This window comes from Thioclava sp. L04-15, assembly GCF_002020275.1.
In the GTDB taxonomy this organism is placed as follows: Bacteria; Pseudomonadota; Alphaproteobacteria; order Rhodobacterales; family Rhodobacteraceae; genus Thioclava; species Thioclava marina.
This window is the reverse complement of sequence record NZ_MPZW01000001.1, coordinates 761,788-777,600: the sequence shown is the minus strand read 5'-3', so window position 1 is coordinate 777,600 and position 15,813 is coordinate 761,788. Positions and strand designations below refer to the sequence as shown.

20 protein-coding genes are annotated in these 15,813 nt (G+C 64.2%); 15 read left to right on the top strand and 5 right to left on the bottom strand.

The genetic code is table 11. The features are described from left to right. Position 1: 1 nt before the first annotated feature. Together BMI90_RS03850 and BMI90_RS03845 are read left to right on the top strand one after the other, a co-directional pair. On the top strand, positions 2 to 3,166 hold the full coding sequence (locus BMI90_RS03850) for a DNA translocase FtsK (protein ID WP_078526181.1): 3,165 nt from the start codon (positions 2 to 4) through the stop codon (positions 3,164 to 3,166). Positions 3,167 to 3,366: 200 nt separating this feature from the next. Next, positions 3,367 to 3,963, top strand: a complete 597-nt coding sequence (locus BMI90_RS03845) for an outer membrane lipoprotein carrier protein LolA (protein ID WP_078527216.1) — start codon at positions 3,367 to 3,369, stop codon at positions 3,961 to 3,963. Here the strand turns inward: BMI90_RS03845 and BMI90_RS03840 are convergent, their stop codons facing one another. Beyond that, positions 3,964 to 4,542 (bottom strand): lytic transglycosylase, encoded by a 579-nt coding sequence (locus BMI90_RS03840; protein WP_078526179.1) that lies wholly within the window; start codon positions 4,540 to 4,542, stop codon positions 3,964 to 3,966. A 192-nt stretch (positions 4,543 to 4,734) separates the two neighbouring features. Here BMI90_RS03840 and hspQ point away from each other — a divergent pair, with 192 nt between their 5' ends. After that, positions 4,735 to 5,061 carry a heat shock protein HspQ gene (gene hspQ, locus BMI90_RS03835; RefSeq protein WP_078526177.1) on the top strand — a complete coding sequence of 109 codons (327 nt, stop codon included), beginning with the start codon at positions 4,735 to 4,737 and terminating at the stop codon, positions 5,059 to 5,061. A 159-nt stretch (positions 5,062 to 5,220) separates the two neighbouring features. On the opposite strand, the gene BMI90_RS03830 is transcribed toward hspQ, so the two are convergent. Together BMI90_RS03830 and BMI90_RS03825 are read right to left on the bottom strand one after the other, a co-directional pair. After that, the gene (locus BMI90_RS03830; protein WP_158521698.1) at positions 5,221 to 5,724 is read right to left on the bottom strand and encodes an ATP-binding protein; all 504 of its coding nucleotides are present in this window, start codon (positions 5,722 to 5,724) and stop codon (positions 5,221 to 5,223) included. Further along, a complete protein-coding gene (locus tag BMI90_RS03825; protein ID WP_078527214.1) occupies positions 5,717 to 6,061 on the bottom strand; it encodes an STAS domain-containing protein in 345 nt (114 codons plus the stop codon). Before BMI90_RS03825 ends, BMI90_RS03830 begins: the two co-directional genes overlap by 8 nt. Before the next feature lie 90 nt (positions 6,062 to 6,151). On the opposite strand from BMI90_RS03825, the gene BMI90_RS03820 reads away from it, so the two are divergent. The 11 genes from BMI90_RS03820 (at position 6,152) to BMI90_RS03770 (ending at position 13,613) form a co-directional block, all read left to right on the top strand. Beyond that, positions 6,152 to 7,330, top strand: coding sequence for an acetyl-CoA C-acyltransferase (locus BMI90_RS03820; protein ID WP_078527212.1), 1,179 nt, complete (start codon positions 6,152 to 6,154; stop codon positions 7,328 to 7,330). Next, positions 7,327 to 7,779, top strand: a complete 453-nt coding sequence (locus tag BMI90_RS03815; RefSeq protein ID WP_078526173.1) for a GAF domain-containing protein — start codon at positions 7,327 to 7,329, stop codon at positions 7,777 to 7,779. Before BMI90_RS03820 ends, BMI90_RS03815 begins: the two co-directional genes overlap by 4 nt. Positions 7,780 to 7,815: 36 nt before the next feature. Next, positions 7,816 to 8,463: a pseudouridine synthase gene (locus BMI90_RS03810; RefSeq protein ID WP_078526171.1), complete on the top strand. Its 648-nt coding sequence runs from the start codon at positions 7,816 to 7,818 to the stop codon at positions 8,461 to 8,463. 75 nt (positions 8,464 to 8,538) lie between these two features. After that, entirely contained in the window at positions 8,539 to 9,282 is a 744-nt protein-coding gene (locus BMI90_RS03805; RefSeq protein ID WP_078526169.1) for a pyridoxine 5'-phosphate synthase, read from the top strand. A 4-nt stretch (positions 9,283 to 9,286) separates the two neighbouring features. Continuing rightward, positions 9,287 to 9,739: an ABZJ_00895 family protein gene (locus tag BMI90_RS03800; RefSeq protein WP_146642583.1), complete on the top strand. Its 453-nt coding sequence runs from the start codon at positions 9,287 to 9,289 to the stop codon at positions 9,737 to 9,739. A 4-nt stretch (positions 9,740 to 9,743) separates the two neighbouring features. Next, positions 9,744 to 10,199 carry a hypothetical protein gene (locus BMI90_RS03795; protein ID WP_078526165.1) on the top strand — a complete coding sequence of 152 codons (456 nt, stop codon included), beginning with the start codon at positions 9,744 to 9,746 and terminating at the stop codon, positions 10,197 to 10,199. Then, positions 10,196 to 10,597, top strand: a complete 402-nt coding sequence (acpS, locus tag BMI90_RS03790) for a holo-ACP synthase (RefSeq protein WP_038075140.1) — start codon at positions 10,196 to 10,198, stop codon at positions 10,595 to 10,597. The genes BMI90_RS03795 and acpS overlap by 4 nt, the downstream gene beginning before the upstream one ends. Positions 10,598 to 10,653: 56 nt before the next feature. Continuing rightward, positions 10,654 to 11,439 (top strand): signal peptidase I, encoded by a 786-nt coding sequence (lepB, locus tag BMI90_RS03785; RefSeq protein WP_038075136.1) that lies wholly within the window; start codon positions 10,654 to 10,656, stop codon positions 11,437 to 11,439. Continuing rightward, positions 11,436 to 12,116: a ribonuclease III gene (gene rnc / locus BMI90_RS03780; RefSeq protein ID WP_078526163.1), complete on the top strand. Its 681-nt coding sequence runs from the start codon at positions 11,436 to 11,438 to the stop codon at positions 12,114 to 12,116. Before lepB ends, rnc begins: the two co-directional genes overlap by 4 nt. 253 nt (positions 12,117 to 12,369) lie before the next feature. Beyond that, a complete protein-coding gene (gene era / locus BMI90_RS03775) occupies positions 12,370 to 13,275 on the top strand; it encodes a GTPase Era (protein ID WP_078526161.1) in 906 nt (301 codons plus the stop codon). Next, entirely contained in the window at positions 13,275 to 13,613 is a 339-nt protein-coding gene (locus tag BMI90_RS03770) for a DUF1491 family protein (protein WP_078526159.1), read from the top strand. Before era ends, BMI90_RS03770 begins: the two co-directional genes overlap by 1 nt. Here the strand turns inward: BMI90_RS03770 and BMI90_RS03765 are convergent. Beyond that, complete coding sequence (locus BMI90_RS03765) at positions 13,603 to 14,226, bottom strand: Pr6Pr family membrane protein (RefSeq protein ID WP_078526157.1); 624 nt, start codon at positions 14,224 to 14,226, stop codon at positions 13,603 to 13,605. The two genes, BMI90_RS03770 and BMI90_RS03765, sit on opposite strands and share 11 nt — an antisense overlap. Before the next feature lie 85 nt (positions 14,227 to 14,311). Here BMI90_RS03765 and recO point away from each other — a divergent pair, with 85 nt between their 5' ends. Then, positions 14,312 to 15,037 carry a DNA repair protein RecO gene (gene recO, locus BMI90_RS03760; RefSeq protein WP_078526155.1) on the top strand — a complete coding sequence of 242 codons (726 nt, stop codon included), beginning with the start codon at positions 14,312 to 14,314 and terminating at the stop codon, positions 15,035 to 15,037. 251 nt (positions 15,038 to 15,288) lie between these two features. On the opposite strand, the gene BMI90_RS03755 is transcribed toward recO, so the two are convergent. Beyond that, on the bottom strand, positions 15,289 to 15,792 hold the full coding sequence (locus BMI90_RS03755; RefSeq protein WP_078526153.1) for a GNAT family N-acetyltransferase: 504 nt from the start codon (positions 15,790 to 15,792) through the stop codon (positions 15,289 to 15,291). Positions 15,793 to 15,813: the final 21 nt, after the last annotated feature.

The following is a 15,813-nucleotide window of genomic DNA, read 5'->3' as shown; positions in this document are numbered from 1 at the left end:
TATGGCATCTTATCAGGCACGACAGCGCGACCCGCTTTTCGATCAGGACACGCAGGCGGTCCTTGAACGCCGTGGCAAGGAGCTGGTGGGCGGGCTTCTCGTCCTGCTTGGCGTTCTCGCCTCGATGATGCTGTTTTCCTATCACCCCGAGGATCCGAGCTGGATGGCCGCCTCCGACGAGCCGGTGCAGAACTGGCTGGGCCGGATCGGGGCCGGGATCGCTTCGCCGCTCTTCGTGATCGTCGGGCACGGAGCCTGGCTTCTGCCTGCGGCCCTTCTGACCTGGGGCGCGCGGATGATCACCCATCGCGGCGAGGAGCGTCTGGCCGGACGGATCATCTTCTTCCCGATCGCGGTGGCAGTCGCGGCTGTCTATGCCGCGCTTCTGGTGCCAGACGATCAGTGGGGACAGGCCTTCGGTCTTGGCGGGCATTTCGGTGACATGATCGCGGGCACGCTTCTGGGGATCGTTCCGGTTTCCGGGACGGTCGGGCTGAAGCTGCTCTCGCTGGTGCTCGCTGTGGCGATGCTTGCGATGGCGGGTTTCGTTCTGGGGTTCACCAAGCCCGAGTTGCGCGCGATCACACGCTTCATGTGGCTGGGTACGGTCGCGGCCTATGTCGGGATTTCGAACCTTCTGGGCAAGGGGGCCTCGGCCTCGGTGAGCGGCGCGAGGGCTGCTGCCGAGCGGGCACGGCAACGCCGCGCCGAGGCGGCCGAACGTGCCGCGGAGCTTGCCGCATGGGAAGAGCAGCAGGCGATGGCCGCCGGCTGGGCGCCCGAGGTGGAACCCGCACCAAGCGCACGGCCGTCGCTCCTTTCGCGCATCCGCCGCCCGCTCGAGCCCGAATATGACGCGTATGATCCCACGCCCGAACTGTTCGAAATCGAACCCGACTGGGCCGAGCAGAATACGCCGAGCGAGGATCGCATTCGCGCCCGAATCGCGCAGGCAGTGCAAAGCCGCAAGGCTGCGCCGATCGCGCCCGACTATGCGCCCGAAGAGCCGTCGCTCGTCGCGTATGATGCGCCCGAGAACTTTGCCACGCCCGAAGTGGAGGCCCCGCGCGCTCCGGCTTCGGTTCTGGCCGCGGTGGCCAAGCGCCTCGCGCGCGCGCCGCGCCAGCCGCAAGTGGTTCACAACGAACCGCCGCTGCGGGCGGAGCCCCAGCTGCGCGCGGAACCGCCGCTCCATGCCAAGCCCCGCTTCATGCCGCGCGCCACAGCTTCCGCGCCCGAACCCGCGCCGATGCCCGAAGCCTATGTTACCCAATTCGAAGGCATCGAAGAGCCGCAGCTGACTGCTGCGCAGCAGATCGCGCTCGAGTCGCAAAACGATGACGGCTGGGATTGGACCCATCCCGAATATCAGGGGTTCGACGGGGTCGAGGACGATCCGTTGGAGATGCACACCGATCATTTCTATGCCGGTGAGCCCGACTCCTTTGACGAAACCGGTGCGCCGCAATGGGTCGAGGAAGATACCGTTCCCGAGATCCCCGCGGCCGCGCGCGGGCTCGACCGTCAGGTCATCAAGCAGTCGAGCGAGGCCAAGCGCGTCGTGCAGCCGGCGAAGAAGCCGATCACCCCTTCGCGCCGTGCGATCGAAGAGGCCCAGCCGAAACTCTCCTTCGAGACGCCCAAAGCCGCACCCTACGAGCCGCCGCCGCTCTCGCTGCTGACCAACCCGATGACCATCCAGCGTCACCAGCTCTCCGACGAGGCGCTCGAGGAAAATGCCCGGATGCTCGAAACCGTGCTCGACGATTACGGGGTGAAGGGCGAGATCGTTTCGGTCCGCCCCGGTCCGGTGGTCACGATGTACGAACTGGAGCCCGCGCCGGGCCTGAAAGCTTCGCGCGTGATCGGTCTGGCAGATGATATCGCGCGCTCGATGTCGGCGCTTTCCGCGCGCGTCTCGACCGTGCCGGGCCGCTCGGTGATCGGGATCGAATTGCCCAACGACCACCGCGAAAAGGTCGTGCTGCGCGAGATTCTCTCGGCGCGCGATTTCGGCGACACGAACATGAAATTGCCGCTCGCGCTCGGCAAGACGATCGGCGGCGAGCCGATCGTGACGAACCTCGCCAAGATGCCTCACCTGCTGATCGCGGGGACGACCGGCTCTGGTAAATCGGTGGCGATCAACACGATGATCCTGTCGCTGCTCTACCGTCTGACGCCGGAAGAGTGCCGTCTGATCATGATCGACCCGAAGATGCTGGAACTGTCGGTCTATGACGGCATCCCGCATCTTCTGAGCCCGGTTGTGACCGACCCGAAGAAAGCGGTCGTGGCGCTGAAGTGGGTGGTCTCGGAGATGGAAGAGCGCTACCGCAAGATGTCCAAGATGGGTGTGCGCAACATCGAGGGCTACAACGGGCGCGTGAAGGAAAGCCTCGCGAAAGGCGAGATGTTCAAGCGCACGGTACAGACGGGCTTCGATGAGGAAACCGGCGAGCCGATCTTCGAGACGGAAGAATTCCAGCCCAGACCCTTCCCCTATATCGTCGTCATCGTCGACGAGATGGCCGACCTGATGATGGTCGCAGGGAAAGAAATCGAGGCCTGCATCCAGCGTCTCGCGCAGATGGCGCGCGCCTCGGGGATCCATCTGATCATGGCCACGCAGCGCCCCTCGGTCGACGTCATCACCGGCACGATCAAGGCGAACTTCCCGACCCGGATCTCCTTCCAGGTCACCTCGAAGATCGACAGCCGCACCATTCTGGGCGAGCAGGGCGCCGAGCAGCTTCTGGGCATGGGCGACATGCTCTACATGGCGGGCGGCGGCAAGATCACCCGCTGTCACGGCCCCTTCGTGTCGGATGAGGAAGTTGAAGAAATCGTCAACCATCTCAAGAGCTTCGGCCCGCCGGAATACATGTCCGGCGTGGTGGACGGGCCTGACGACGAGGTTGCATCCGATATCGATCAGGTGCTCGGCCTCAACACGGGCGGCAACACCAATGGCGAGGATGCGCTCTATGATCAGGCCGTGGGCATCGTGATCAAGGACCGCAAATGCTCGACCTCCTACATCCAGCGCAAGCTGGGCATCGGCTACAACAAGGCTGCGCGCCTCGTGGAGCAGATGGAGGATGAAGGCGTCGTCTCGGCCGCCAACCATGTCGGCAAACGCGAGATCCTCGTGCCCGAGCAATAAGGTCAGGCTCGGACCGAGCAGGGAACCAGCGCCCGGGGGATCTCCTCGGGGCGTTTTCCATCCCTGCTAGACGATACGAGCAGGCTGTTATTGCATGACATCGCCCCTTCGGCACAAATGCGCCCATTATGGACCCGTTGGCCGAGTGGCGCGTTACGGCGGGACTTCCTCTTTCGCAAGGAGTGCCTAAATCTATGGCCATGAAACTGATCCGCACCCTGCTTGTCGCCGTTTTCGCAGTGGCGTTCGCGCTTCCGGCTTCGGCCGGCAAGCTCTCGCTTTCCGAGATCTCGGCTTATCTCAACGCGCTGCAATCGGCGTCGGCGGATTTCACGCAGGTGAACTCCGACGGTTCGATCTCGACCGGCAAGCTCTACATCAAGCGCCCCGGCCGCGCGCGGTTCCAATACAGCAACGATGCGACGCTGGTCCTGGCCTCGGCCAACCGGGTTGCGGTGTTCGATCCGAAATCGAACCAGCCGCCCGAGCAATATCCGCTGGTGAAGACGCCGCTCAACCTGATCCTTGGGCGCAATATCGACCTGTCGCGCAGCGGGATGGTCGTCGGGCATAGCTCGGATGGCACCAAGACCATCGTCACTGCCCAGGATCCCGAACATCCCGAATACGGCACGATCCAGCTGGTCTTCACCGACAACCCGACAGAGCTGCGCCAATGGGTGATCACCGATGAGAGCGGCCAGAAGACCACGACGATCCTGAACAACCTCACCAAGGGCGGCAACTTCAGTCAGCTGATGTTCTCGATCGACGCCGAGGTGGCCAAGCGGCGCTGATCAGCGCCGACAGGTCTCAAGCTGGATGTCGTACATCTGCGCGCGCGTCGCGACCCTGTTCGCGACCGCCAGCAGCCAGGGCTTCGAGTTGTGGCTGCCGCGCGAGAAGCCGCCACGGCCCTCGTGATAGGCGAGATACTGGCTCCGGGCGTCGGATTTCGAGATCCCGAGCCGCTCGGAGCTGCCATCCATGTACCAGCCCATGAAATCGGTCGCGTCCGAAATCCGATTGCGTCTCGCGCCGAAGCTGCGGGTTTCCTCGCGATATTCATCCCAGGTGCCGTCGAGCGCCTGGCTATAACCATAGGCCGAGCTCTGGCGGCCAAGCGGGATGATTCCGAGCGCGAAGCGATACGGCGTCTTGGCGTTGCCGTCGAATTTGCTTTCCTGGTGAATCGTCGCCATCTGCACGGCCACCGGGATGCCCCACCGGGCTTCGGTACGGCGCATCGCCGCGTAATACTGAGGACGTTGCTTGATGATCGAACACGCGTCATCAAGGTTGCGTGGGGGCTTCGATGGGCCGCCTCCGCAGGCGGCAATCAGAAGCACGACGCCAAGGGCGAGGAATTTTTTCATTACTGCTCAACTTTGCTCTGACGGCCTTGTTTGCGGCCATCTTAAGCGCATTTCGCCGATACGAAAACCGCAAACAGGTATGGAATTCGTGACTGTCTTTCCGAGCCGGACAATCTGTTTCCGGCAAAAATAAGGCGAAATCGTGGACATGCCGCGGGGTCACGATTTAGAAATCAGAAAAGAGGAATGCCCATGTACGCAACGCGCGCGAAATATCACATCGGACAGGTGGTGCGGCACCGCAAGCACCCGTTTCGGGGTGTGGTCTTTGATGTCGATGCGATCTTCTCGAATTCGCAAGACTGGTATGACGCGATCCCAGAGGATGCGCGCCCGCCCAAGAACCAGCCTTTCTATCATCTCCTCGCAGAGAATGATGAGAGCTATTACGTAGCCTATGTCTCGGAGCAGAACCTTGTTCCCGACTGGTCGGGCGAGCCGGTGAGCCATCCCGATCTGCCGGATCTGTTCGGCGAATTCGGCAACGGCACCTATTCGCTGCAATTCCAGCTGAATTGATTCCCGGCTGAATTGATCCCGAGCGGGTTTTGATCGCTCTAGCCAAATCCGGCATAGAAAGAGTTGCGGCGCCGAGAGGCGGTTTGGCGTCTCGAACTGTCGTTTGCCGGGGCCGCGAGAGCAGTCCCCGGATCCCGCGCTATCTACCGCCATGCATCTTCAGTTCGACCGGCGTTCGTGCAGCGGCGCGATGGGAAGCCGGAAGGCGAACAGGTTGCGCCCCTCGTGGCGGTGATAGCCGAGATCGGTGGCCAGATCGCGAATCAGGAACCAGCCAAAGCCGCCTTCGGGCAGGCTCTCTGGGTCTGGCCGGTCGCAATTCGCCCGCGCGTCGGGACAGAAACAGGAAGGCGGCAGCGCGATTCCGTCATCGCTGACCGAGCAGCTCAGTCCGCGTTTGTCGCGCACGATCGAGAGCGTCACATGACCCTTTGCGCTGTCGTGGTAGCTGTGTTCGACGATATTGTTGAGCACTTCGGCGAGGATGAGTTCGAGCGTGCCGGCCTCTTCCTCGGTCATCACCCGGATGAATCGTGCAAGCGCCGAGCGTAGCGCATCGCGCACGGCCATCGCGGTTGCGGGAAAGCTGTGATGGAAGATGCGCGGGTCGCCCGGCGGTGCCTCACCATGCGTCGGATGTTGCGAGAAAGCGGGTTCAGGCATATTTACGCCCCTCTTCCAGTGCTGTGACCACATCCGGATGGATCGCGAAGACCGAATCCATCCGCGTCAGACGAAACACCTTGTCGACATTGTTTGTCAGCCCGCATAATTCGAGCCGCCGGTTCGGTGCGAGCGATTTCATCACGGCCACCACCGCGCCCAGCCCCGAACTGTCGAGAAATTCGACCTCTGACATGTCGAGCAGGACACGCCCACCCGGTTGCGCGGTGACTTCCCGCATGCGTTCCTTGAAGAGGAGCGCAATCGCTGCATCCAGACGCGCCTCCTCGACATGGACGACGAGCGCGCCTTCACAGGCTTCGGCAGACAGGTTCATCTTGGGCTCCTGCAAAGCGAATTCGAGATCGAGGCTAGACGCCAATACTTACCATTCGGTATCCGTGGGGCAGATTTTCGGGAGGACGAGATGGAAAACGTGGTGATTGTTGGGGCTGCGCGTACGCCGATGGGCGGGATGCAGGGCGTATTCGCCGATGTGAGCGCGGCCGATCTGGGCGGCGCCGCGATCAAGGCGGCACTGGAGGGCGCGGGTGTTGCGCCCTCGCGGATCGAGGAAGTGCTCATGGGCTGCGTGCTCCCAGCGGGCCAGGGTCAGGCGCCCGCGCGGCAGGCGGGCTTCGCAGGCGGCCTTGGCGAAGAGGTGCCCGCGACGACGCTGAACAAGATGTGCGGCTCGGGGATGAAGACGGCGATGGTGGCCTATGACCAGATCGCCTTGGGCCAGACCGGGGTGATGATCGCGGGCGGCATGGAGAACATGACCAAGGCGCCCTACATGCTGCCGCAGATGCGCTCAGGCGCGCGGCTGGGCCATGGGCAGGTGATCGACCACATGTTCCTCGACGGGCTGGAAGACGCCTATGACAAGGGCCGCCTGATGGGCACTTTCGCCGAGGATTGCGCGCAGGCGTTCCAGTTCACGCGCGAGGCGCAGGACGAGTATGCGCTGGCCTCGCTCAGCCGGGCGATCGAGGCCGACAAGTCGGGCGCGTTCGAGGGCGAGATCACGCCGGTCACGGTGAAGACCCGCAAGGGCGAGACTGTCGTCGCCGTGGATGAGCAGCCCGGCAATGCACGCCCCGACAAGATCCCGCAGCTCAAGCCCGCTTTCCGCAAGGATGGCACGGTGACGGCGGCGAACTCGTCCTCCATTTCCGATGGCGCGGCGGCGCTGGTGATGGCGTCGGAGGCCGTAGCCAAGGCGGAGGGCCTGCCGATCCGGGCCCGTGTTTTGGGCCATGCGAGCCATGCCCAGGCGCCTGCAGATTTCCCGACCGCCCCGGTGCCTGCCGCCGAGAAGCTGCTGAAAAAGCTTGGCTGGTCGGTCGAGGATGTCGATCTGTGGGAGGTCAACGAGGCCTTCGCGGTCGTGCCGATGGCCTTCATGCACAAGCTGAATATCCCGCATGAGAAGGTGAACGTGAACGGTGGCGCCTGTGCTCTGGGTCACCCGATCGGGGCCTCGGGGACGCGGATTGTCGTGACGCTGCTCAATGCTTTGGAAAAGCGCGGGCTCAAGCGTGGCGTAGCCGCGATCTGCATCGGCGGGGGCGAGGGCACGGCTATCGCGATCGCACTCCCATGAAGGTCGATTACGACGATCTCGCGCAGCGCATCGCGGCGCTGACCGAAGGCGAGACCGATGAGGTCGCGCTGATGGCGACGCTCGCCTGCGAGATCCATCACGCGGATGACCGGTTCGACTGGACGGGGTTCTACCGCGTCACCGAGCCGGAACTGCTGAAGATCGGTCCCTATCAGGGCGGGCATGGCTGCCTCGTGATCCCGTTTGCACGCGGGGTCTGCGGGGCGGCGGCGCGCGAGGGGCGCACGCAGCTCGTGCCTGACGTCGAGGCGTTCCCCGGCCATATCGCCTGCGCCAGCTCCACCCGGTCGGAGCTGGTGATCCCGGTCTATGCGAGGCGCGGGGTGATTGGCGTGCTCGATATCGACAGCGACCAGCCCGATGCCTTCACCGAAGACGACGCGGCAGCCCTTGAGGCGATCTTGCGCGACGTATTCGGCGCGCTCTGACTTGACCGCCGCGCGGGGGCGGTGCATCCCCCGCGCATGGAATATGTCTATGACCCGCCGCAGGAAGCTCCGCGCATCCTTCATGCCGACCACGAGATCCTCGTGGTCGACAAGCAGGCCGGGTTGCTGTCCGTTCCGGGCAAGGGGCCGGACAAGGCCGATTGCCTGATCTCGCGCCTCAAGGGCATCTATCCCGAGGTTCTGCTGGTGCATCGGCTCGATACCGATACGTCGGGGGTGATGGTCTTTGCGCTCACCCCCCATGCGCAGCGCCATCTCGGGCTGCAATTCGAGAAGCGCCAGACGAAGAAGGCCTATCAGGCGCGTCTCTGGGGCGAGCTGGCCGAGAAGGAAGGCCGGGTCGATCTGCCGCTCTGCGTCGATTGGCCGAACCGTCCGCGCCAGCATGTCGATCACGAGAATGGCCGCCCCGCACAGACCGACTGGCGGGTGATGCGCCTTGAGGATGGCACGACACGGGTGCGGCTGATGCCGGTCACCGGGCGCAGCCACCAACTGCGCGTGCATATGGCCGAGCTTGGCCACCCGATCCTTGGCGATCCGCTTTACGCCGAAGGGCCAGCGCAAGACTATCCGCGCCTGATGCTCCATGCCGAGACCCTGCGGTTCCGTCATCCGGACGGCGGACAGCACATGACCTTCACCGCGCCCGTGCCGTTCTGAGACCGATACAATCGCACCCTTTCCCCCGCTGACGGCTGCGGGCATACTCCGGCGCGTAACGATGCGGAGGCCACGATGCCCAAACCCTTGCGCCTTGGTGTGAATATCGATCACGTCGCGACCGTGCGGAATGCGCGCGGCTCTGCCTATCCCGATCCGCTGCGCGCGGCGCTGCTGTCGGAAGAGGCGGGGGCAGACGGGATCACGGCACACCTGCGCGAAGATCGCCGCCATATCCGCGACGCCGATATCGAGGCGCTGATGGCGGGGATCAAGGTTCCGCTCAATTTCGAGATGGCGGCGACCCCCGAGATGCAGGCAATCGCGCTGCGTCACATCCCCCATGCCTGCTGCATCGTCCCCGAAAAGCGGCAGGAGGTGACGACCGAGGGCGGTCTGGACGTGGCGGGCGATGTCTCGCGGCTGACCGATTTCGTGGGTCCGCTGGTCGAGGCCGGGATCCGCGTGTCGATGTTCATCGGCCACGACCCGGCGCAGATCGAGGCCTCGGCCAAGATCGGCGCGCAGGTGGTGGAGCTGCATACGGGCCATTACTGCGACCTGCATTACGAAGGCAAATTCGATGCGCGGGATACCGAGCTCGAAGCGCTCAAGGCCGGGGCTGTCTATGCCGACAGTCTCGGGCTCGAGGTCCATGCAGGCCACGGTCTGACCTATGAGACGGTCGAGCCGATCGCCGCGATGAAACAGGTGCGCGAGCTGAATATCGGCCATTTCCTGATCGCCGAGGCGATTTTCGTGGGCCTCGGCCCCGCGATCCAGCATATGCGCAAGCTAATGGATGCGGCGCGGGGGTGATCGGATGCGCGCGATCTACCTGACCTATCTCGCCTGGTTCATCGCTCTCACCATCGGGTTGCCACTCGTGTTGATGGCGGTCGAGGCCGTGACCGGCTTCGACATAAGCAGTTCGGCCGTCTCGATCATCCCGGCGATGATCGCGGCCCATCTTTCGGGGATCAGTTTCGTCAAGCGCTTCGAACGCGTCCCGGAGAAATCCGAGAGCTGGCGCTTCACCTTTGTCGCCTTCGGTCTTCTGGTGGTTGCGACGCTGGTCCTGACGGCGGGCTTCCTCATGGTCTTCCCCGATCTTCAATCCGAGGTGGCCGGGATGATGGACCCGGGCGTGTTGGCGATTTTCGCCGCGATGATGGCGGTGATCCTGCTGGTACTCTTCGTCACGACCCGGATCTTCTTTGGTCTGGGAGCGCGCACGCAATTCAAGGCCCTCGCGCGTCAGCGCGAGAAGGGGTGAGGCCATGCGCGGACTTTTGACATTCGCGATCTGTACGGGGTTTGCATCGGGGCCAGTTGCGAGCGCGGCCCAGGAGGTCACGCCGTGCGATTTTCGCGCCAGTGCGGAGAACATCGTCGAGCCCTGGGAGGAAAACAGCCGGACCTTTGCCAATGGCGCGGTGCGCGTGGCGCTGCTCGATACGATCGAGCCCGGCGCGGCGGCCTTTCATATCCTGCTTCTTTCTTCCCCTTTCGACGAGGTGGGCGGGCGGCAATGCCGGATGATCTCACCCGCGCGGGGCTTCGGCTTCTACTCGGTCGATTTCCAGGCGCTCGAGGCGGCCTACGACCCGGCGACGGGGTTGAGTTTCGCCCTTCCGGTTCAGGCGGTGGACGAGACGGGCAATCCCAAGCCGCGTCGCCTGCATTTCACGCTCAATCAGGCGAGCGGGGCGATCTCGGCGGAGCTGGCGCCGTGATCCTCGGCATCGGCACGGATCTGGCGAATATCGAGCGGATCGAGCGCACGCTCGAACGCTTCGGGGATCGCTTCCGCAACCGGGTCTTCACCGAGACCGAACAGCGCAAGGCGGAGCGGCGCAAGGATGTGGCCGGAACCTATGCGAAACGCTGGGCGGCGAAAGAGGCCTGCTCGAAGGCGCTCGGGACGGGCTTGAGGATGGGGATTTCCTGGCGCGACATGGCGGTCACGAATCTGCCAACCGGGCAGCCGGCGATGCATGTCACGGGTTGGGCCGCGGATCGCTTAAAGGAAATGACGCCAGAGGGTTACGAGGCGATCATCCATGTCACGCTGACCGATGACCACCCTTGGGCGCAGGCCTTCGTCGTGATCGAGGCCCGCAAGCTTTCTTGACTCGGGCGTGAGGCCGCGTATTCAGGCAGGGATTTTTGAGGCAGGGTAAGAACAACATGGCGAAGAAGAACTCCGAGGGCGGTATCCTTGATACGGTCAAGACGATCGTCTGGGCTCTGGTGATTGCGGGCGTGTTCCGCACTCTGTTCTTCCAGCCCTTCTGGATCCCTTCGGGGTCGATGAAGGACACGCTGCTGATCGGCGATTTCCTCTTCGTGAACAAGATGGCCTACGGCTATTCCAAATATTCCTGCCCCTTCTCGGCCTGCCCGATCTCGGGCCGCATCCTTGCCAGCGATCCCGAGCGCGGCGACGTGGTGGTGTTCCGTCATCCGACCAAGAATGTCGATTTCATCAAGCGTCTGATCGGCCTGCCGGGCGACCAGATCCAGATGATCGACGGCGTTCTGCAGATCAACGGCAAGGCCGTGGGCATGCAGCCGGAAACCGATTTCGCGGAGGTGATGGAGCGACAGGGACCGCAAGGGCTGCTGCCGCGCTGCACGAACGCGCCGGTGGGCATGGGCGATACCTGCCTCAAGAAGCGCTTCAAGGAAACGCTTCCCAATGGCGTGACGCATGACATCCTCCAGATCAACGAGAATGGCCCGGTGGACAACACCCCGGTCTATACCGTGCCGGAGGGGATGTATTTCTTCATGGGCGACAACCGAGACAATTCCGAGGACAGCCGCTTCCCGCAATCGGTGGGCGGGCTCGGATTTGTCCCGGCCGAGAACCTGATCGGCCGCGCGGACCGGATCATGTTCTCTTCGGCGGGGCGTTCTCTCTTCTACTTCTGGACCTGGCGTCCGGACCGGTTCTTCAAGGCGATCAATTGAAGCTGAGCGCGGAGATCAAGGCTTTCGAAGAGCGTCTCGGGCATACATTCAAACGGCCCGAGCTGCTTTTGCGCGCGCTCACGCATAGCTCGATCTCCACTCCGACCCGCCCCGACAACCAGCGGCTCGAGTTTCTGGGTGACCGGGTGCTCGGGCTGGTGATGGCAGAGGCGCTGTTTCTCGCCGACAAGTCCGCTTCCGAGGGCCAGCTCGCCCCGCGCTTCAATGCGCTGGTGCGCAAGGAGGCCTGTGCCGATATGGCCCGGGCGATCGACCTCGGCGCGGTGCTGAAGCTTGGCCGGTCCGAGATGATGACTGGCGGGCGGCGCAAGATGGCGCTTTTGGGGGATGCGATGGAGGCGGTGATCGCCGCGGTCTATCTCGATGCCGGGTTCGAGGCGGCGCGCGACCTGGTGCTGCGGCTCTGGCAGGATCGTCTGGAGAGCGTCGAGGAAGATGCGCGCGACCCCAAGACCGCGCTTCAGGAATGGGCTCAGGCGCGCGGCTTGCCGCCACCGCGTTACGAGATCACCCATCGCGACGGTCCCGATCACGCTCCGAATTTCACCATCGAAGTGACGCTCGAGAATGGCGCGCGCGAGACCGCCAAGGCCGGCTCGAAGCGTCAGGGCGAGATGGCCGCCGCGAAGGCGCTGTTGAAACGTCTCGAAGGCTGAAGGGCCGATCATGGCCCGGGGGCGACCAGCCGCGGGCCACGCCCGCCCCCGGGGGGGAGGGCGCGTTGGCGATGATATCGCGGGTTCAAGCGACCCGCGGGATTCCGAGATTAAGCGATGACCACAAGCGGAACGTCGCGCCCAGCAAAGGCCCGGGCGCTGACCTTCTCGCTCAACCCGCAACAACATGATGACTGGCATCACGCGGCGTAATACGCTACCCCCGCGCCCGTATCGCCAAGAAGGAATGCCCATGACCACACGCGCCGGTTTCGTCGCCCTGATCGGAGAGCCCAATGCGGGCAAATCCACGCTGCTCAACGCGATGGTTGGCGCGAAGGTCTCGATCGTCACCCATAAGGTGCAGACCACCCGCGCGCGCATCCGCGGTGTCGCGATGGAAGGGCAAAGCCAGATCGTCTTCGTCGACACGCCCGGCATCTTCCGCCCGCGCCGCCGTCTGGACCGCGCGATGGTCAACGCCGCCTGGGGCGGGGCGGCCGATGCGGATCTGATCGTGCTGCTGGTCGAGGCGCATCGCGGGCTGACGCCGGGAGTGGAGAGCATTCTCGAAGCCCTGCGCGGGCGTGAAGGCACGCAGCCGGTGGCGCTTGCGATCAACAAGATCGACAAGGTGAAATCCGAGGAGCTTCTGGGCCTGACCGCGAAGCTCAACGAGGCGTTCGACTTCGCCAAGACCTTCATGATTTCGGCCGAGCGCGGCTATGGCGTGCAGGACCTCAAGGAATGGCTCGCGGGGGAGATGCCCGAGGGGCCGTGGCTCTACCCGGAAGACCAGATCGCCGACCTGCCGCTGCGCATGATCGCCGCCGAGATCACCCGCGAGAAGCTGACGCTGCGCCTGCATGAGGAATTGCCCTATCAGCTCACCGTCGAGACCGAGAAATGGGAAGAGCGCAAGGACGGCTCGGCCCGGATCGACCAGATTATCTATGTCGCGCGCGACGGTCACAAGGGGATCATCCTCGGCAAGGGCGGCGAGACGATCAAGGCGATCTCGAAAGCTGCCCGCGAGGAGCTTACCGAATTTCTCGACCGCCCCGTGCACCTGTTCCTGCAGGTGAAGGTGCGTCCGAACTGGCTGGAGGAGGCCGAGCGCTATTCCGAGATGGGGCTCGATTTCAAGGACTCGAAGTGATGAGCGAGGCGCGCCTGACCACGGATTTCTGGGTCCGCGCCTATCTCAAGCGGTTGGAACTCGCCAATATCCCGGCCTATGTCACCGCGCATGGTCAGGCGTCCTCGGGCGCCGTGATGGTGAAATGCGCGCGTCTCGACGGGACCGCGCAAAGCTACGAGCGGCGCGCGGACCTTATGACAGGCAAAAGTGCATGGATGCTCTTGCATGACGGGACCGAGGCCGAAGTGGACGCCAGCATCCGCAAGCAACGCAGCTTCGACCCCGATCTCTGGGTGATTGAGATCGAAAGCCGCGAGGGCCGTACGCTTCTCGACGAAGAGGGCCTCAGCGGCTGAGGCCGAGCCTCTTCAACCCGCGCCCGAGCGCGACGATCAGCAGCCCGCCGATCCAGAAGGCCACGAGGAACTTCACGCACCAGAGCGCCAACCCGCCCCAGCCGAGCTTGTCGAGGTCGAGGAAGAAATAGGGGTATGAGCCGGTCTCGAGCCCCCGGATGACCGCATAGACCAGATAGGCAAGCGGCCAGAGCAGCCAGAGCGCGGCATGGGGCCAGTTCAGCGACCCTTTCGGGGCCAGCGCCAGCCACCAGATCGGCACCAGCACCGGCGCGATCGTGTGAAAAAGCAGGTTCGACAGGTAATCGAGACCGTAAAGCTGCGCATCGCCCGCCAGCAGCAGGTGATAGACCACGCCCACGATCAGGATCCAGAGCACCAGCGCCGCAAGGAAGGGCCGCGAGAGGTAGCGCTTCTTCCACGCCATCCAGGCGAAAGCCAATCCTACCAGTGTATTCGTCCAGATCGTGAAATAGCGAAACATCAGCCACAGTACGCCCAGCGGCACCGTCGCGTTCGGATGCACCGTGAGGTTATTGGCGAAGCTGGCCCCGAAAGCGGTCAGCTCGATCAGGGCGATCAGGGCCGCTAGAAGATAGGATGCGCGTGTCATGGCGAGACGCTAGAGCCGAGCGGGGCGCGCGCGCAACTCACGAAGCTGCTTGCGCCGCAACGTTACGGCGCGGATAGTCGCGCGCATGGACTGGCAAGACTACGGCACGATCCTCTCTGCGCGCCCGCATGGGGAAAGCTCGATGATCGTCGAGCTGTTCGCGTCCGCGCATGGGCGTCATGCGGGGGTGGTTCGGGGCGGGGCTTCGCGCAAGATGGCCGGGATGTTGCAGCCGGGAAACCGGGTCATGGCGACATGGCGGGCGCGACTGGAAGATCATCTGGGCAGCTTTACGCTCGAGCCGCTGCAAAGCCGTGCCGTGATCCTGTCGGACCGGCAGGCATTGGCGGGGCTGAACGCGGCGACGGCGCTGTTGCGCTTCACCCTGCCCGAGCGCGAGCCGCATGACGCGCTATTCGCCGCGTCCGAGGCGTTGTTCGATGCGATGGCCGAAGGCGGTGACTGGGTGCCGCTCTATTTGCGCTGGGAATTGGGGCTGCTGGAGGAGATGGGCTACGGGCTCGATCTGTCCTCCTGCGCGGTGACCGGCTCGCGCGATGATCTGGCCTATGTCAGCCCGCGTTCGGGTCGTGCTGTCAGCCGCGCGGGGGCAGGCGAATGGGCTCCGAAACTTCTGCCGCTGCCGCTGTGCCTTTTGGGGCAGGGGCCTGCGAGCCTGGCCGAGATCGTGCAGGGGCTCCGGTTGACCGGGTTTTTCCTTGGCGAGCGGATGGCGCCGGATCTGGGGGACCGCCCCTTGCCGGAAGCGCGCCAGCGCTTCGTGGACTTGCTGGGGCGGAGTGCGCGGTAGGTCATAGAGCTCGGCGCGGGGCGCGACCAGCCCCGGGCCGCGCCCGTCCGGCCTTCGCGAAGCTCAGGCGTTCGCCGGGACGTCCTTCCACTGGAAGGACGCTCAATCCCGGCTAACCCCTCCCCCCCGGGAGGGCGCATTGGCGATGGCTCGCGGGTTCAAGCGACATGCGGGCTTTTGAGATGACCCGCAGACCACAGCGGATCAAAACGCCCACCCAAGGCTCGGGCGCGGCCCTCATTGCCAAGCGCTCATGGCCTTTCGCGATCATCCAGCAGCAGCGTCAACAGCGCCAGATCGAGCCAGCGCCCGAACTTCTTGCCGACCTGCGGCATCAGTCCGACATGGGCAAAGCCCAATCGTTCATGCAGCCGGATCGACACGGCGTTGGCAGCGTCGATTGCGCCGACCATGACGTGATACCCGTCCGCGCGGGCGCGTTCGATCAGCGCCTCCATCATCTGCGCGCCCTTGCCGCCCGAGCGGTGATCGCGGTGCACATAAACGGAATGCTCGACACTCAGCCGATAGCCGTCATGGGGGCGGAAGGGGCCGAAGCTCGCATAGCCCACGGCGCGCCCGCCTTCGTCCCAGACCAGCAGCGGATAGCCCGCGCCCTGCCTCTCCGCGATCCAGGCGCGGCGGTTCTCGGCATCGACCTCGATCTCGTTCCAGATCGCGGTCGTGTTGTGCACCGCATCATTGTAGATCTCGGTGATGGCCTCGGCATCTTCGGGGCGGGCGTCGCGGATCATCGGCATCTCCCTTTTCAGGCA

Excerpts from the sequence above, each read along its gene's own strand:
- BMI90_RS03850 (WP_078526181.1), top strand. The coding sequence starts at position 2 with ATGGCATCTTATCAGGCACGACAGCGCGACCCGCTTTTCGATCAGGAC.
- BMI90_RS03845 (WP_078527216.1), top strand. The coding sequence starts at position 3,367 with ATGAAACTGATCCGCACCCTGCTTGTCGCCGTTTTCGCAGTGGCGTTC.
- BMI90_RS03840 (WP_078526179.1), bottom strand. The coding sequence starts at position 4,542 with ATGAAAAAATTCCTCGCCCTTGGCGTCGTGCTTCTGATTGCCGCCTGC.
- hspQ (WP_078526177.1), top strand. The coding sequence starts at position 4,735 with ATGTACGCAACGCGCGCGAAATATCACATCGGACAGGTGGTGCGGCAC.
- BMI90_RS03830 (WP_158521698.1), bottom strand. The coding sequence starts at position 5,724 with ATGCCTGAACCCGCTTTCTCGCAACATCCGACGCATGGTGAGGCACCG.
- BMI90_RS03825 (WP_078527214.1), bottom strand. The coding sequence starts at position 6,061 with ATGAACCTGTCTGCCGAAGCCTGTGAAGGCGCGCTCGTCGTCCATGTC.
- BMI90_RS03820 (WP_078527212.1), top strand. The coding sequence starts at position 6,152 with ATGGAAAACGTGGTGATTGTTGGGGCTGCGCGTACGCCGATGGGCGGG.
- BMI90_RS03815 (WP_078526173.1), top strand. The coding sequence starts at position 7,327 with ATGAAGGTCGATTACGACGATCTCGCGCAGCGCATCGCGGCGCTGACC.
- BMI90_RS03810 (WP_078526171.1), top strand. The coding sequence starts at position 7,816 with ATGGAATATGTCTATGACCCGCCGCAGGAAGCTCCGCGCATCCTTCAT.
- BMI90_RS03805 (WP_078526169.1), top strand. The coding sequence starts at position 8,539 with ATGCCCAAACCCTTGCGCCTTGGTGTGAATATCGATCACGTCGCGACC.
- BMI90_RS03800 (WP_146642583.1), top strand. The coding sequence starts at position 9,287 with ATGCGCGCGATCTACCTGACCTATCTCGCCTGGTTCATCGCTCTCACC.
- BMI90_RS03795 (WP_078526165.1), top strand. The coding sequence starts at position 9,744 with ATGCGCGGACTTTTGACATTCGCGATCTGTACGGGGTTTGCATCGGGG.
- lepB (WP_038075136.1), top strand. The coding sequence starts at position 10,654 with ATGGCGAAGAAGAACTCCGAGGGCGGTATCCTTGATACGGTCAAGACG.
- era (WP_078526161.1), top strand. The coding sequence starts at position 12,370 with ATGACCACACGCGCCGGTTTCGTCGCCCTGATCGGAGAGCCCAATGCG.
- BMI90_RS03770 (WP_078526159.1), top strand. The coding sequence starts at position 13,275 with ATGAGCGAGGCGCGCCTGACCACGGATTTCTGGGTCCGCGCCTATCTC.
- BMI90_RS03765 (WP_078526157.1), bottom strand. The coding sequence starts at position 14,226 with ATGACACGCGCATCCTATCTTCTAGCGGCCCTGATCGCCCTGATCGAG.
- recO (WP_078526155.1), top strand. The coding sequence starts at position 14,312 with ATGGACTGGCAAGACTACGGCACGATCCTCTCTGCGCGCCCGCATGGG.
- BMI90_RS03755 (WP_078526153.1), bottom strand. The coding sequence starts at position 15,792 with ATGATCCGCGACGCCCGCCCCGAAGATGCCGAGGCCATCACCGAGATC.